The following is a 16258-nucleotide window of genomic DNA, read 5'->3' as shown; positions in this document are numbered from 1 at the left end:
CGAATCTGAGTTAAGGCGAATCGATTACTGTGCAACATTAAACGAATGAAGATTTATGACAAAAAAAACAACCAAGAAACCTCGTGCTAAAAAAACAACATCATGGTGGAGATCGTTATGGTCATTAACCTGGAAACTTGCCTTAGTCGGGCTTGCTGTTGTGACATTTTATGCGATCTATTTAGATCAAATTATTGCGAAAAAGTTTGAGGGTCAAAAGTGGCATTTGCCAGCGCAAATGTTCAGTCGTTCAATGGCGTTGTACCCTGGCGCTGCGGTAAACCATCCGCAACTGATGGCCGAGCTTAAATTACTCGGTTATCGCAAAGTGGCTAACCCTCGCCAAGTGGGGGAGTTTTCTGCATCGAGTACTCGTATTGAATTATGGCGTCGTCCTTTTTTACACCCTGAGGGTAATCAAGTCGAGCAACGAGTGATGATAAGCTTTGATGCAGACGGTGTCAGCTCTGTTAAGCGCATGTCTGATATGCGCGAGTTAGCTGTATTTCATTTAGAACCAGTATTGCTTGACCGGATTATTGCTGGGGATGGCGAAGACAGATTATTTGTGCCAACTCCCGAAATGCCTTCGAGTATTGTTGATGCGCTTATTTTGGTTGAAGATCGCAGTTTTTATGATCATCACGGGGTTAATCCATTGGCGATTGCCCGAGCCGCAATGGTTAACATTAGTGCTGGGCGCACAGTGCAAGGAGGGTCAACGTTAACCCAACAGTTAGCCAAGAACTTCTTTTTAAGCAGTGAACGCTCAATTGTGCGTAAAGTACGTGAAGCCCTAATGGCGTTGATTATTGATTTTAGATACAGCAAAGATGAGATCTTAGAAGCCTACCTAAACGAAGTATACATGGGCCAAGACAAAGCTCGTGGCGTTCATGGTATGGGCTTAGCCTCACAATTTTATTTTGGCCGGCCGGTGGGCGAGTTAACCTTGTCACAACAAGCGTTTTTAGTGGCAGTCATTAAAGGGCCGTCTTATTACAACCCTTGGCGATACCCTGAACGTGCTCAAGAGCGTCGTGACTTAGTGCTGCGCTTATTAATGGAAAACGATAAGCTCACCGTTGCCCAATACAAAGCTGCAGCTGAGTCGCCGCTGGGATTACGCAGTGCACAAAAGTCTGTGCATCAAAAGCTACCGGCATTTTTTGCTGTGGTAAAACAAGAGTTACGTGACCGCTATGGAGACTCTTTACTGCAACAATCTGGGGTAAAAGTTTACACCACACTCGATCCAATGGCGCAAGATGCAGCAGAGAAAGCAGTGTCATCTACCATGGCGTCATTGAATAAACGCGCTAAAAATATTCAAGTTGGCATGGTGGTTACCGACAAGTATACCGGCGGTATTGCGGCAATGGTGGGTGATAAGGTGCCTGGTTACGAAGGTTTTAACCGCGCGGTTGAAATTCGTCGTCCAATTGGTTCGCTCATTAAGCCTTTTGTTTATGCAAGTGCATTAAATCAAAGCGATAAGTTTACGCTCGCGACCCCCATTGACGATAAACCGATAACCTTGAAAAACGAGCAAGGAAAAACCTGGTCGCCTAACAATTTTGATAAAAAATTTAGTGGCCAAGTCCCTTTATTGACAGCGATTAAAGATTCAATGAACGTACCTACAGTTAATGTTGGCTTAGCTGTTGGTGTTGATAATGTTGTGTCTACCTTGCAAAAATCGGGTTGGGAAGAGCCTGTATCGCCCTATCCATCAATGCTTTTAGGTGCGGTAAATGGCTCGCCATTAATGGTTGCTCAGGTTTATCAAACCTTGGCTGATGAGGGGCGTTACCGTAAGTTAACTTCGATTACCGCTGTGCTAGACAGCCAGAATCAGGCGTTAGATGTTAGCCGTGCGCCGAGCTCGCAAGCCATTGCGCCAGCCACCGACTATTTAGTGCAATATGCAATGAATCATGTGGTGCGCTCAGGAACCGCTAAACGATTAGGCGCAGCCTTCCCTGGGGTGCGATTAGCAGGTAAAACGGGCACGAGTAACGATAGTCGTGACTCCTGGTTTGCTGGTTTTGATGAGCGAAATGTAGCAGCGATTTGGGTTGGGCAAGATGACAACAGTAAAACGGGCTTATATGGCAGTAGCGGTGCAATGGCTGTGTATCAGGCGTTTTTACAGCAACGTCCACCATTAAGTTTACGCATGGTGCCTGTTAATGGGGTGATTAATGGCTACTTTGACCGAACCACAGGTATGGCTAAACAAGGCAACTGCGACAATATTATTGGTTTACCGGCATTAGAAACCAGTTATCGGCCCGCAGCTAATTGTGGTGAGCCCTTATCTTGGTGGCAAAAGCTGGTGGGTGGTTAGCAAGTTACTCTGCCATTAATTAAAAGCCCAAGGTCTTGTCGACGTTGGGCTTTTTTGTTTATGTGCTGCGCGTTAACGATGTTGTTAGTGCTTATCGAGTTGTTGTCTTAACTTGGTAATTTCAGCCAGCATTTGTTGTTGATTTTGTTCCATTTGTAATTGATTTTGCTGCATTTGTTCAAGGGCTGCTTCAAGCTTACTATTGATTTGTTCTTTGTGAGCTTCTTTTGCCTCTTGCTCTTCTTGGCGCTCGGTTTCATCAGGTGCAACAAACACCGATGCCATATAACCCGAAATCACCCCGAAAAAGCTCACGCCGCTAATAATCACCAATCCACCAATGACATGGCCAATGGTGCTGACGGGATAAAAGTCACCGTAACCCACAGTTGATATGGTTACCAGCGCCCACCAAACAGCTTGTTCAGCGGTTTGAATATTGGCATTCGGTTCGGCACTTTCGACCAGCAGAATGAGCACTGACGCCGTGGCTAAAATTAACACCATGGCCACGAGCAAGCTTGCAAGAGTCGTTTGTTTTCGTTGGCGTAATAGCGGCACTATCAAGGAGCGACTCATGCGAATTAATCGTATAACTCGTAAAATTTGAAATATTCGCGCGATTCTTAGTGCTTCAATGGCCGGAATACTGGCAATAAAATCAATCCAGTGATGGCGCAGGTAGTAGGTTTTGTTGCGGGCCTTGAATAAGCCATGAAAAAACTTACTCATAAAAATCATACAAATACTGGTGTCGATATACAGTAGTACTTTATTGGTTTCGGGATCTAAACGTGCAAAAGTAATTGTTAATACAATCACTACCGATACCAATGACAACACCATCATGGCGAGTTCAAATGGGCTGGGACCATCGACATTTTTGAGTGTCCAACGTTTAGATTCAAACATAAATGCCTGCTTTGGTTCATTGTTATTAATTTATAAACGTTATCATAACAAAAAACGCATAAGGCGCGAGTATCGGGGTTGTTGATATTTCAAGGTTGTTTTTGCAGCGAATTGCTGGTCTTTTATACAAGGCAGAGACTTTGAAGTGTAGTTATTCTACATAAAAAGTCGATAACGCAGTAAAAATGGCCAACAAACGCTGCCCAACGGGTTCGGCTAAAAACGTTTTACTCTTTGTTGAATGGATTTTGCTTAGATGGCTAGGCATCACTCCATTCGCCTCGATTAAAACGTTTTTAACTCGAACAAAATTCAACCAGCAAAGATCAACAGCCCCTTGTGCGTTTTTAAGGGACATAAACCATAAGTGGTTTTACGTTGATGATTTTTTGTCGACAAAGTGAACTAAATCATCAAGCACACGTTTTTTGATCTCTAATTGAGCGTCGCTGTCTAAGCCGTATTTTTGCGCTAATAATACATAGTCTTCACCACTTAACGATACGGTGAGCCTAGGGCGTTTGGGCCGTTTTGATACAGATAATCCGAGGATGGTGCGTATTTGATCAGACGGGCTAACGCCTTTATCTAAAGCGGCTTTACGGATGGAGTATTGAAACTTTTCATCTAGATCAAAAGCCACTTGCGTGGCTTTTGCGGCTTGTTGGTTTTTAAGCCATTTATCGGGTAACGGTTTACCTGAGCTCATAACAACGTTATCTCCTACGTATCAGCTTGCCGGCCAGTAGTCTCTAATATCGGTTAATGGACGATATAAGGTCAACATAACTTCGGTGTCTCCGCCTTCGTATACTTCAATATCAACAGCATGAGTGTCTTGATCATTGACTAGACAATAGCCTTCAAAACCTTCTCCTCTGTCACCATTTTCATCTTGCGGCGGGGTTAAACCACGATAATCTTGTCGATGGAAATAGCCAAATCCTGCAAATTCTACTTGATGGTATTCATCGCTCAACCATTGGCCAAACTCAGTTTCAAGCTCTGCAGATAAAGCTTGGGTCACTAAAGTGGCTTTACCAGGCTCTTCAAAGATTTCAGCAAAGGCATCAAGGTCAAAAAGTTGTTCAACATCGGCACGATTGATTTTGATTGAAAAACTCAGGTAAGACTCGTCTTCTTGAATGTAAGACATAAAGATTGCGGTGCCGCTATGGCCACGTAATAAGAATTCACAAACCTGCGAGCGCTGGTATTCATAGGTATGAATGGCTTCAACCTTTAGCTGTTGCCCGCGAAGTTGCGCGGGCAAAGCAAAACTGTCATCAAGGGTTAACATATCACCCTTGAGCAGTTTATTTGGGTGGTCAAGCTGGCGCTTCGGGGCTTCTTTTTTGCCAAAAAGGCCGCTAAGAAATCCCATCGCAATTAACCTTTACGTGCTTTAATGCGATCTAACACTGCATTAGCGTTAGACTTTTGCTCGCCAATACCGGCTTCAGCCAACTTAGCGTGTAAAGACTTGTCGCTGTTTTCTTCAGCTAAGGTTTCAGATGCTTTTAAGCGATCATCAAACTGCTGCTGGCGCGCCTTGATACGCTCTAAAGAATCTTTAGCATTAAGTAACTTAGAGTTGCTAGATGCAAACGAGTCAGTAATGGTCGCAGTGGCTTTTTGTACGCTTTCAGTGGTTTTAACCATGGTTAATTGGCGTTGGTAATCAGACAATTGACGTTCGGTCTTTTTCACTAAATCTTTTAAACGTACTGCGTGCGAGCTAAAGCTATCGTTAGCGGTTTGCTGCTCGGCTAATTCTTCATCAAGCTGGGCAATTTTTTCAGCCACTTCGATGGCTAATGCTTCATTGCCTTTGTCTAACGCTTGGGTGGCATAACCTTCGTGCTCAGCAATGCTACGCTTTAGGCGATCAATTTCGCGGCTCGCTTGCATTTCTTTGGCCATCACGTCTGTTAGCTCACGCTTAGCTTTAGTTAAGTGCTTTTCTGCATCACGAATTTCTTGTTCAAAAATACGGGTTGAGTTAGCGTCAACGATAGTTTGGCCAACTTCAGTTGCACCACCACGAAACGCTGTAAGAATCTTGTTTAGAATGCCCATAATTGGCTCCTTAGTTTAAAAATTCGACGAGTTCGTCGATAACTTCCAGACAATTGTCTGACAGTACTGCTAATTCTTGTTCAATCTCAATCATGCTTGATTGCACTGATAACGCACCATACACCACGTACTTATCATCAATTTTGGCAAATGAAGATAATGGCATTGGAATGTTGAGCTCTAACATGGTCTCAAACATTTCAGCGCGGCGGGCCTGGTTTACTTCGTTTTCGCCCCACAGATAACTGATACACAATATTTGGTTGTCAGTTACCGATACAAACACCGGGATTTCTTCACGGCCTACAACATTCACTTGTAACACTTCAACATCGCCATCAATGGGATAGCAGTCAAACTGAAAGCCGGTTTGGCTTTGGTCGCACAGTCCGTTCAGGTGGCTTGCAATAGTATGTATGTTCATATTCGTCCTTAATTGACATATTATGTCTGTGAGTAAAGATAGCATCCAGACATAATATGTCAAGTGCTATCTGTTCCAATTAAAAAAGATTAATTACTTCGTTTTCAGACCAGGCCGATAAATGGTAATGGTACAACTGTAATGAGCCAATTTCGTTGACCTTAATATTATCGATATCGTCGTAAAAATGTTTCGGAAACTCAAATGATGCTTGAATAAGTCCTGGTGTTAGCCAGTCTTCAGGCACCGGGATCTCTTCAATGGCAGCTAATCGTTGTTGCGGATTTTTACCCATCTTAGTGCCAATGCTCCAGCCCCATTCGCCAAAACTTGGTACATTGTGATGGTACTGTTTTACCGTAAAACCGGCTGCGCCGAGGGTTTTACCCACCGAAATAAACGCATTAGGCGCATGATACGGTGAGGTTGATTGCACTGTGATGACACCGTCAGCACTGAGCAGCTCGTTGAGTTTTCGGTAAAATAAATCAGAGTACAGTTTATTTAAATCGGGATGGCTTGGGTCGGGTAAATCCACAATAATGGCATCAAACATTTCACCCTGGCTGAGTAATTTATCGACACCGTTAAAGGCGTCATCGACTACTAAGGTTAAACGCGGGTCGTTTAATGCATCGCCATTGAGCGTTAATAATGCCTCACTTAAATGAGCCGGCATGTCAGCGGGCGGTGTTTTAAAAAGCGTTAATAAATCCTCGTCTAGGTCCATTAAGGTCACCGCTTTAGGTTGCCATTTGAGCACTTGTTTGAGCCCAAGACCATCGCCACCACCAATAATTAATACTTTGTCGTGGCGAGCGCTGGCTGCCAATGTTGGGTGCACTAAAAAGCTATGGTAGATGTGTTCATCGCTGCTAGAAAACTGTAAACGGCCATTGATGTATAGGTTGTACACGGGCGTAAGGCCACCGCCACGAAGCCGCTCAGTAAAGTTAAGTTGTTGAAAACGAGTAGCCTTGGCATAAACCACTTTGTCTTTATACAGCAGGTTATTAAAGTGCTGTTCCCAACTCGGGCCTTTTACTGCCAGTAAACCAATAACAACGCTGGCAATAATATGGCCAACTAATAATAATTTAACATGCCGAATTTGTGCCCAAAAACGCCAGATAAACCCAAGCCCTGCTAATAGGTTTACACTGGCGGTTAATGCTGCCGCTAATTGAATATCAATGGCTAACATAAACCCGACCCATATGGCAGCGCCGACACCTGCGCCAATGTAATCGGCACCATAAATGGTGCCAGCATTGTGTAGCAAATGGGCGTCAGATAACGATTGTCGTACTCGGGCAATAAGTGGGATTTCCATACCAATCATTAACCCCAGCAACACCCCCCAAACGTAAGGTAGGTATTCGCTTAAGGTTTGCAAGCTGGCAATAAAGCCGCCGTTAGGGATATGGTCTGGTGGTAAGCCAAGGGTGTTTGCAATGGCCAGTGGCAGTTGCTGGCCAAAGCCAATCACTGCTGCGGTAATGATAATCGCAAACGAGCCACACAAAGCCACGGTGAGTTCGAGCATGGCAAAGCCGGTAAAGGCACATTTTATTTTACGCGCTGCAAACGCGCCCACACCCATAGACACAATCATTAAGCCAATCATGGTGTAAATGGCGGCTTCTAACGCACCTAAAATACGCCCTGCATAGTGTGACAAAAGGTATTCATAAATAAGACCGCATCCCGCAAGTGCCGCCATAATGCCCAATAGCAGGGCATCGTCAAACCACGACACATTACGAGATACTGGGGCGCTTTGCTCTGCACCCCCATGGGCAGAAGAGTGGGGGCTAGACTCAAGCAAAGGGGTTGTCATAAATTACGCCATTAACCCCGTTAAAATCAGTGCAACTGCAATACTGATGGCCATTTCTACTGCGGCAATACCAATGTTGTGCTGCTTTTCTACTTCTTCTGCCAAGTTAATGCCCGCTAGAACCAGTTTTTTCACTAAAGCAATGAGCAATGACAGGGCCACTAACATTATCAATGAGAACACAAACCAGCCAATGATGTTGCTGACATAGCCCGTCGGTTGATAAATAATAAAGTGGCTGGCAGCGTTAAAGCTTAATGCCATAGCAATCATGTAACCGCTGTGACGCAGTGCTAAAGCGGTTTGACCTTGAGCTAATGCCTGTTGCATTGAGGCTTGCTGATTGCGTTTCGCGTAACGCTGTTCGCGTAAGCGAGTTAGCAGTACTAGCATTAACTGCGAAATTAAAAACGCGCTAAAAATAGCAATAAAGGTGTTTACTGTGATGTCTTCTGCCCACATCAATACAGCGCGAATAATAATGGCTGTGGCAATGGCCGCGGCAGCATCAACAACGGCAACAGACACGTTGCCTTTTAAAATTTCGGCGTTTTTAGCAAACTCGTTCAACGCGATTTTGTCATGCAAAAAGCGCCCTAGTTTAATCAGTACTAAACCAAACAAGCCATAAGCCGACATGCCAATGGCCTCGGTTAAATACGATGGCGCCGCTTCGCCAGTAATCGCACCCGTTAGCACAATACCTAATGCTGCAACAGCGCCTGCAGTACTAATACCAAAGGCAAAATTGTCGCGTTCAGCCAGTTCGGCGCTGCTATTCACTTTAATGCTCCAACCTTGCAAATAACGCATCAATGCCAACAGCACAATCGCGATACTCAAGTCGATTACTAAGATGATCGCCAGAGGTTGAGTTAAGCCATATTCTTGAAAAAATGTCATGGGGAGTCCTTACCTATTTACCACGGCTAACACCGCGACTAGTGCGGCTGCTTGAGTTGCGGAAACTGCTGTCTTTAGAATAATTTGAACGAAACTTACTGCTAGAACTTGCCGTGCGAGTCGTGCTACTCGGTTTTGGCGCACTGGTGCTTTGGCGCGACAAAGTAGTAGAGCCGGTACGAGTTTTAGCATATGGGCTATCAAATCGTTTACCCTGGCTGTCAAAACGCTTTTTAGTTTGTTCGAAAGTTTTGGCTTGTGAAGTGGCCTGTTTTGGCGAGGTATAGCGATAACGTCCTACATCGTTGTAGTAGCTGTACCCACGACGGCTTGACCAGTTATCGTAATAAATGGGGCGCGTAAAATTAGAAAACATGGCGTACATGCCATACCAAGCCCAAAAAGACATGCCATTTGAGCCAGTTTGCCAGCTACCATAAGCTGGGTTACCCACTAATTGACTACCCGGTTCTGTGCCATCCGTGCCGTTTGCCAATGCCTCAGTTTCACGGCTAATGGCGTTCACACGGGCTAATTGACCTTTAGACATGTCGGCCACCACGTTTACCGGGTCCGATAACATGTCGTTGTATAAGCTGGTGTCGGCGGCTTGATAGATGTTTTGTGCTTCGGCCAGTTGTTGGTCTAAATCAACAAAATTAGCGCTATTGCTCAAATCCTTATATCGACGAGTCAACGATTGAAACATTGGCCCTTCAGTGCCTGCATCTTTGGCTAATTCATCAAGCAGTGGGCGTAAATCAGGTTGGCTTTTAGCTAAAATACTGGTGTATTGCTTAAGCAAATTGGCATTACGCAATTGATTATCGTTAAGTGAGGTTGATAGCAATTCAAGGCGTTGTTGCGTCAATTGCTGATATTTAGCAATTTGCTCAGGCCTGTCATCGCCACAACCACTTAAGGTGAGCGCAATCATCATTACGGTTATCAATATGAGTACACGGGGGAGGTGACCTACCATGTTTTCTCCAAAATGTAGATTTTTTCATGTGCTAATTCAATATGACACAGGTTATAGTAATCTTGATGTCAATGATATTAATCTGCATCAATAGACTAATTATTAGATATAGCATTCACGACATAATATGTCCAACATTTCATTTTCTTTAGGGATATTTTTGCCATGCAAAACCAAAGTAACAAGATGTTATCTGCAGCGTTATTAGAAACCGCAGATCGTTACTGGTTAAGACTTTGCGAAGTTTGGCCTGAAGCGACAACCGCATTGTCCAAAGATCAACAGCAAGAGTTAATGTCGGTATTTGCGTTAAGTGATTATATTGCAGAGCAATTATGTCGTCATCCTCAATGGATCCTCCAACTCTTTGATGGCTTGTTGAATAATGTGGAACGCAATGAGTTTGATAGTGAACTGCACGTATTATTGCAAGACATCACCCAAGAAGAACAGGCTAAATCGGTGTTACGCCGTTATCGTAATCTGCACATGGTACGTTTAGCCTGGCGCGATTTTTTAAATTACACCCCAATAGAAGAGTCATTACTTGATTTGTCATCTTTGGCAGAAGCTCTTGTTATTGCCGGCCGAGACTGGGTGTATCAAGACATGTGCAAGCAATTTGGTACGCCAACTAGCCCTGACGGAACGCCGCAGCCTTTACTTATTTTAGGTATGGGCAAACTTGGTGGGCGTGAATTGAATTTTTCATCCGACATCGATTTGATTTTTACTTTTCCTGAGCATGGCGAAACCGTGGGCGGTCGTCGCACCCAGGACAATCAACAGTTTTTTATCAAAATGGGTCAGCGCTTGGTTAATATTTTGGATCAAGTGACCGTGGATGGGTTTGTGTTTCGCGTTGATATGCGCCTGCGTCCCTACGGTGAAAGTGGCCCATTAGTGGTTAGTTTTAGTGGCCTGGAGGACTACTATCAAGAACAAGGTCGCGACTGGGAACGTTACGCCATGGTTAAAGCCCGCGTGTTGGGGCCATGGAATGCTTATTGCGACGAATTGCATGACTTGTTACGTCCATTCGTTTATCGACGCTATATCGACTTTTCGGCCATTGAGTCATTACGTAAAATGAAGCAATTAATCGCCCAGGAAGTTAGGCGCAGACAATTAACAGACAACATTAAACTGGGCGCAGGTGGGATCCGCGAAGTTGAATTCGTGGTGCAAAGCTTTCAGCTCATTCGCGGCGGCCGCGAGCCAGCGCTGCGCCAACAGAGTTTATTCGGCGCTATTGATACCCTATACAGCTTGGGGCAATTAGAATATTTAGCCGTTGATCAGTTAAAGCACAGTTATATTCTACTGCGCCGAGTGGAAAACCTACTTCAAGCAATTAATGACAAACAAACGCAAACATTGCCCAATAATGATCTTGATTGGCAACGACTGTGCGTGCCGCTTGAGCTAGATGACGAAACACAGCTGCGCGAGCAAATTGATGATGCAATGGCCACTATTCACGGCCACTTTAATGCCACAGTCGGTGGCAGCGATAACCAAGATTACAATGATCATTGGTCATCTTTGTTTTGGAATATTCAGCAAGATGAAGACGCTGCAACGCTTCTGCAAGAGCAACAAATAGAAGATGAAGCGCTATGGCCTATGTTAAGCGATTGGCGTCAAACTGTGGCTAAACGCTCTATCGGCCCTCGTGGTCGTGAAACCTTAGATAAACTCATGCCCAAGTTGCTGGAAGAGTTATTTAATCAGTCAACGCCTAGCTTAGCATTTAAGCCTGTATCTAATGTGTTGGATAAAATTTTAACCCGCACAACCTATTTAGAATTGCTATGTGAAAACCCAGGCGCAAGGCAACAGCTGGTAAGTTTATGTTGTGCCAGCCCGTGGATTGCACGCGAATTAGCTAATTTTCCAATGTTGCTTGATGAACTCATTGACCCATCGCAGTTATATGACATTACCTCTATTGATGATTACCCAAGCGAGCTTCGTCAATATTTACTGCGCGTGCCTGAAGATGACATGGAGCAGCAAATGGAAGCATTGCGACAATTTAAGTTGTCGCAACAGCTAAAAATTGCCGCGGCAGATGTCACAGGCGTGTTGCCTGTGATGCAAGTGAGCGATCATTTAACCTTTTTAGCTGAGGCGATTATTGAGCAAGTGGTACTGCAGGCATGGCATCAAGTTGCCGCTAGGCATGGCGTGCCAGAAGGCACAAGCCCAACTAACATGGGCTTTGCGGTTATTGGTTACGGTAAGCTTGGCGGTATTGAGTTGGGTTATGGTTCTGACTTAGATTTGGTCTTTTTGCATGGTCACAGTGGTACAGGGAGCACCAATGGTGAGCGCTCAATAGATAACAGTCATTTTTATTTAAAACTGGCTCAACGTATTGTGCATTTATTTGCTACTCGCACCACCTCAGGGGAATTATATGAGGTAGACATGCGTTTGCGCCCATCAGGCGCCTCAGGCTTATTGGTAAGCGAAATCGAACAATTTGGTCAGTATCAATTAACCGAAGCATGGACTTGGGAGCATCAGGCGCTAGTGCGAGCTCGTTTTGTGTTTGGCGACAATACATTGGCTGGGCGCTTTAGCGAAGTGCGCGGGCAAATTTTGCAACAAGCGCGCGACCAAATCGAGCTTGCAAAAACGGTACGCGATATGCGTACTAAAATGCGCGATCATTTACTGCAAGTCGAACCAGGGCAGTTTGATCTTAAACAAAGCGCCGGCGGCATTGCTGACATTGAGTTTATTGCTCAGTATCTGGTTTTGGCGCATGCTCATGAGCATCACGAGTTGACCATATGGTCTGATAACGTGCGAATTTTTGAAGTGTTAGCTGACTTAGAGTTAATTCCTGTCATGCATGCGCAACATCTAACACAAACCTATTGCTGGCTGCGTGATGAAAACCATGAACTGACGTTACAACAACTACCCGGTAAATTGCCTTACTCTATAGTTGAGCAAAAAACTAACGCTGTGATTGAAATATATAATGAGATTTTACAGCCATAACAGGATGCCAAACTGCGATAAACGCTCATGTTAGTTTAGCACTCAGCGCTATAAATAGGCCTACTGCTTATACTCAGTAGGCCTTAATGGTTGAGGCTGTTACATCAAGAGTTGCTCAATCCACATTTGATAAATAGGCAAACCAATGAGTACGTTAATTGGGAAGGTAATGCCAAGAGATGCCAGCATTGCCAGCCCAATATTTGCATCGGGTATTGCGGCTTTTATTGCAGCAGGTGCGGCAATATACGAAGCACTGGCGCTTAACCCTGCTAACACTAAAATACTGCCTGAAGGTAAATCTAGAGCAATACCTAAGCCAATCCCCACCCATGCTAATACAAATGGTATCAACGCAGCAAAAATCAGTAACCGCCATTGCTTGTAAGGAATTGGAAAACATACTTTGGCTGTACTAATACCCATTTCTAGTAAAAATAACGCTAATAATGTTTTAAAGCCAGCGAGTAACATTGGCGTTAATGGTGCCATGCCTGTGGTGCCATATATCCAACCTATGACTACACCACCACACAATAATACGACACCGCGACTGGTTAGAGCCTCGTGTAAAATACTGCCAGCAGAGGAGTGTACTTCGTTGCCTGCCGTTTTGGCTTGCAAGTATCGGTGTAGCCATAACATGATGATAATGGCGGGCAGCTCCAATAATACTAAATATAATGTGGTTTCAGGCCGAAGAGGCCATTGAGACTTATCTACCATAGCCATGACAACTGCAAAGGTCCCCGCACTTACAGAGCCATAATGCGCGGCAATACTAATGGCTTCTTTTTGCGGTAATTTGATGAGTTTTCGTAAAAGTGGGTACAAGCTCAGTGGAGTAATAAAGCCTAACGCAATTACGGCAAGCAATTCTGATATTGCTAAATTGGCTGTTTCACCGTGTAATGCCATACCGCCTTTAAGGCCAAGAGTCAGCATTAATAAAATAGACAAGGTTTCGTAGGTGGCTTTGGGCACTTTTAAATCTGATTTAATCAGCCCAGCAATCAGGCCAAGGGCAAAAAAAGCAATCACAATATCAGGCATCGTTTGGTTATTCCGCAGCTTATAAGGTTGGCCGATTTTGCCTTGCTGAAGCGTTAAAAGGAAATGTTTTAACTCTTTATTTATGACAATATTGGACAGTTTTAATATTGCAGGCGTATTGTTTACTTATTGATCTTCATAGGATGTACATAATGAAAAATGAAATTGATATTCACCGTGCACTAAAAGTGTTTAATAAAGTGACTCAATACGGTGAAAAACGCACCGCTAAAAGTGATGATACCCAAAAAAGTGTCTTTGGAAACGACTATTATTTATGTGGCATAACAGCACAAACTGACCATGATGGTTACACCATTGTGTTGTCTGATACACAAGTGAGTTTGACCGTGTTTTTTCACAATAAATATCAGTTTGAGTATCCGTCTAATGAGGCGCTAGACAACTTTTTACGTCGGTTTAGTGATGTTGAAAATTATCAGCTAACTTAGTGCTGCTATTTGATGGTAGCTGTTAGCATCCAATGCTTCATTTCTGTTAGGCGGCTATAGGTGCGTCTAAATTCAAATGACAGTGCACCATCTTGATATAACTCATCTAATGAACATTGGCTGTGAATGATCAACATAACCTTTTGGTCATACAGTTCGTCAACCAAGCTAATAAAACGGCGAGCAGGATCGTCCTCACTGGCGTAAGCTAATTGTCGCTCTCCTGTTGCCGTTGCCAGTGCGCCATCTTCTGTGCCTCTGGCTCTTATCCAGCTGCGTACTTGTCCGCCAAGCCTGGGTACATTACTTAATAAGATGTACCGAAACTGGCTGGCGATTTCTATGTAATCTAATGCCGATCTTGGGCCTTGGCAAAGTGCACTAAATTCAAACCAAGCCAATTGACCGCATTGTGCCTGTATGACGATGTCTCGCCCGCAAATGGTCAGCGTTTTATTGCTCTCCTGCTGGGTGTGTTGTTGTGCAAGATGTTGACTTATAAAATTAAATATATCTTTAGCATTATCCTGAGAGGGTAAAGACAATTCTGTCAATTGCGGGTTGCTCTGTGAGCGTGAACGTTGCGGGGCCATCCGATGATCTTTATCGCCATTGAGGTGGATTTCTTGGGTAAAGCGCTGCAATAAATCAATCGTGGCTAAAAATCTATCTCGCTGCAAACCGTTTTTGTATAAATCGACAATCGGTATGTTGGATGTAGCCACCAGAGTTACGCCTGAGTGGAACAACGTTTCAAATAGTCGAGCCAGTAAAATGGCATCACCAATGTCGGATACAAAAAATTCGTCAAAACAAATGATTTGATATTGAGAGGCAATCTGTTTGGCAATATGGGAGAGGGGATCGCGAATCCCAGATGTTTGATTAAGTTGCTGGTGGATCATGGCCATAAACCGATGAAAATGCAGGCGTAATATCGGCGCTTTATGATTGCAATGATATTGATTAACGCATTGGTAAAACATGTCCATTAACAACGTTTTGCCTCGGCCTACATCTCCCCACATGTATACCCCAGCTACTGGTGAGGCTGTGGTTATATGTTGCTGATATAGCGTTTCTAATGCCAGTAATGCTTGTTGCTGGGCTGGGTCAGCTTTAAGGCCTTCGTTTAATGCTTTTTGGTATGCCTGATATGGCGACAAAACGAATGTATTGTGCTCCAAAGCATTTGGGTGCGGGGTTAACAATGTTTTAGGAGAAGATGAGGGCATAATGATACAGGCATAACACGACAGGCAAATAGTTGATCTAGGTAATATAGCATAAATAGTATGCTTTATTATGAAGGCTTTTTACTTTAAGCTTTGCGGCTGCCTGTAACAATTTATTAACCCTAAAAGGATGCCAAATGAATAATAAAAAGAAGGGGATAACCTATATAGGTGCCGACATGTCTTTAGAGGGCGATATGTCGATTAGCGGCCCTGCCATTATTGCAGGTAAAACCAAAGGCCAGATTAACTCAAGCCATCACATTAGTATCGATTTTGGCGGCGAAGTAGAAGGTGAGGTTTTTTGCCAAGAAATTCGCGTCTCTGGCGTGTTTAAGGGTAAGTTACATTGTAACAAATTAGTGATTGTCAGCTCAGGCCTAGTCGATGGTGAAGTGTCGAGTCACCACATGGAAATTTACGATGGCGGCCAATTTATTGGGATGCGTACCAAAGGGCCTGAAGCCGGTATTCTTCCTGAGCCGGCAGCAGGTATCGATGCCTCTGAGAATATGCCATCTATAGTGGGTTCGAACAGTAAATCCTCATCACCTAAATGGGCATACGCTGCTTTTGCCGGTGCAGTTATTGTGGCTGGGGTGATATTTTTACCACAAATAAGCTCAGTATTTATGCCGCAAAATATATCAACTGAAACGCTGGCGACCCAAGAGAGCCTATACCCGACAACCTCGAGTGATGATGCCGAAAATGATGCCACGTTATTATTACAAGACGTTGAGCAGCAAAATGCTTTTGTTGAGCAACATGAAGAGCTTATCAATGCCGGGCAAACTGATGTCAATACTGCGATGGAAGATTTGCATGCATTAGAACAAACCAGCGAGGTGTTAGGCGAAACGCAAACGATAGATGCCGAAGTAAGAGAAGCAACATCGCCGAATAAACCTTAAGGTCTTTATCAACAAAGTAGAACAAAATAAAAAGGCTTGAATAACGTTTGTGTTGCAGCGTTATTCAAGCCTTTTTTGATGCCAAATTTAGCGTGAAGG

General features: G+C 44.0%; 14 protein-coding genes. 4 read left to right on the top strand and 10 right to left on the bottom strand.

Translation table 11 applies throughout. The features are described from left to right. Positions 1 to 55: 55 nt before the first annotated feature. The gene (gene mrcB / locus IEW93_RS05770) at positions 56 to 2350 is read left to right on the top strand and encodes a penicillin-binding protein 1B (RefSeq protein WP_188737855.1); all 2295 of its coding nucleotides are present in this window, start codon (positions 56 to 58) and stop codon (positions 2348 to 2350) included. 84 nt (positions 2351 to 2434) lie between these two features. On the opposite strand, the gene IEW93_RS05765 is transcribed toward mrcB, so the two are convergent. From IEW93_RS05765 to IEW93_RS05730, 8 genes are all read right to left on the bottom strand, one after another. Further along, positions 2435 to 3262 (bottom strand): potassium channel family protein, encoded by an 828-nt coding sequence (locus IEW93_RS05765; protein WP_188737854.1) that lies wholly within the window; start codon positions 3260 to 3262, stop codon positions 2435 to 2437. 373 nt (positions 3263 to 3635) lie between these two features. After that, positions 3636 to 3971 (bottom strand): hypothetical protein, encoded by a 336-nt coding sequence (locus IEW93_RS05760; protein WP_188737852.1) that lies wholly within the window; start codon positions 3969 to 3971, stop codon positions 3636 to 3638. A gap of 21 nt (positions 3972 to 3992) precedes the next feature. Next, entirely contained in the window at positions 3993 to 4646 is a 654-nt protein-coding gene (locus IEW93_RS05755) for a hypothetical protein (protein ID WP_188737850.1), read from the bottom strand. 5 nt (positions 4647 to 4651) lie between these two features. Then, a complete protein-coding gene (locus IEW93_RS05750) occupies positions 4652 to 5341 on the bottom strand; it encodes a PspA/IM30 family protein (protein ID WP_188737848.1) in 690 nt (229 codons plus the stop codon). Positions 5342 to 5351: 10 nt separating this feature from the next. Next, the gene (locus IEW93_RS05745) at positions 5352 to 5765 is read right to left on the bottom strand and encodes a YjfI family protein (RefSeq protein WP_160052590.1); all 414 of its coding nucleotides are present in this window, start codon (positions 5763 to 5765) and stop codon (positions 5352 to 5354) included. 79 nt (positions 5766 to 5844) lie between these two features. After that, positions 5845 to 7605, bottom strand: a complete 1761-nt coding sequence (locus IEW93_RS05740) for a polyamine aminopropyltransferase (protein WP_223419296.1) — start codon at positions 7603 to 7605, stop codon at positions 5845 to 5847. Positions 7606 to 7608: 3 nt separating this feature from the next. Then, entirely contained in the window at positions 7609 to 8508 is a 900-nt protein-coding gene (locus tag IEW93_RS05735) for a DUF350 domain-containing protein (protein WP_188737846.1), read from the bottom strand. A gap of 13 nt (positions 8509 to 8521) precedes the next feature. Continuing rightward, positions 8522 to 9490 (bottom strand): hypothetical protein, encoded by a 969-nt coding sequence (locus IEW93_RS05730; protein WP_188737844.1) that lies wholly within the window; start codon positions 9488 to 9490, stop codon positions 8522 to 8524. 165 nt (positions 9491 to 9655) lie between these two features. Between IEW93_RS05730 and glnE the strand changes: the two genes are divergently transcribed. Then, the gene (glnE, locus tag IEW93_RS05725; RefSeq protein WP_188737842.1) at positions 9656 to 12505 is read left to right on the top strand and encodes a bifunctional [glutamate--ammonia ligase]-adenylyl-L-tyrosine phosphorylase/[glutamate--ammonia-ligase] adenylyltransferase; all 2850 of its coding nucleotides are present in this window, start codon (positions 9656 to 9658) and stop codon (positions 12503 to 12505) included. Positions 12506 to 12604: 99 nt separating this feature from the next. Here the strand turns inward: glnE and IEW93_RS05720 are convergent, their stop codons facing one another. Further along, positions 12605 to 13558, bottom strand: a complete 954-nt coding sequence (locus tag IEW93_RS05720) for a sodium-dependent bicarbonate transport family permease (RefSeq protein WP_188737840.1) — start codon at positions 13556 to 13558, stop codon at positions 12605 to 12607. A 152-nt stretch (positions 13559 to 13710) separates the two neighbouring features. On the opposite strand from IEW93_RS05720, the gene IEW93_RS05715 reads away from it, so the two are divergent. Next, on the top strand, positions 13711 to 14010 hold the full coding sequence (locus tag IEW93_RS05715) for a DUF3081 domain-containing protein (protein WP_188737838.1): 300 nt from the start codon (positions 13711 to 13713) through the stop codon (positions 14008 to 14010). A 5-nt stretch (positions 14011 to 14015) separates the two neighbouring features. Here the strand turns inward: IEW93_RS05715 and zapE are convergent, their stop codons facing one another. Beyond that, on the bottom strand, positions 14016 to 15245 hold the full coding sequence (gene zapE / locus IEW93_RS05710) for a cell division protein ZapE (protein WP_188737836.1): 1230 nt from the start codon (positions 15243 to 15245) through the stop codon (positions 14016 to 14018). Between the two features lie 137 nt (positions 15246 to 15382). Here zapE and IEW93_RS05705 point away from each other — a divergent pair, with 137 nt between their 5' ends. Continuing rightward, positions 15383 to 16159 (top strand): bactofilin family protein, encoded by a 777-nt coding sequence (locus tag IEW93_RS05705; protein ID WP_188737834.1) that lies wholly within the window; start codon positions 15383 to 15385, stop codon positions 16157 to 16159. The last annotated feature ends 99 nt before the right edge of the window (positions 16160 to 16258 follow it).

Source organism: Shewanella inventionis, from assembly GCF_014641855.1.
GTDB classification, from domain to species: Bacteria; Pseudomonadota; Gammaproteobacteria; order Enterobacterales; family Shewanellaceae; genus Shewanella; species Shewanella inventionis.
Note: the sequence above shows the minus strand (reverse complement) of the source record. Positions and strands in the feature narration are given on the sequence as shown.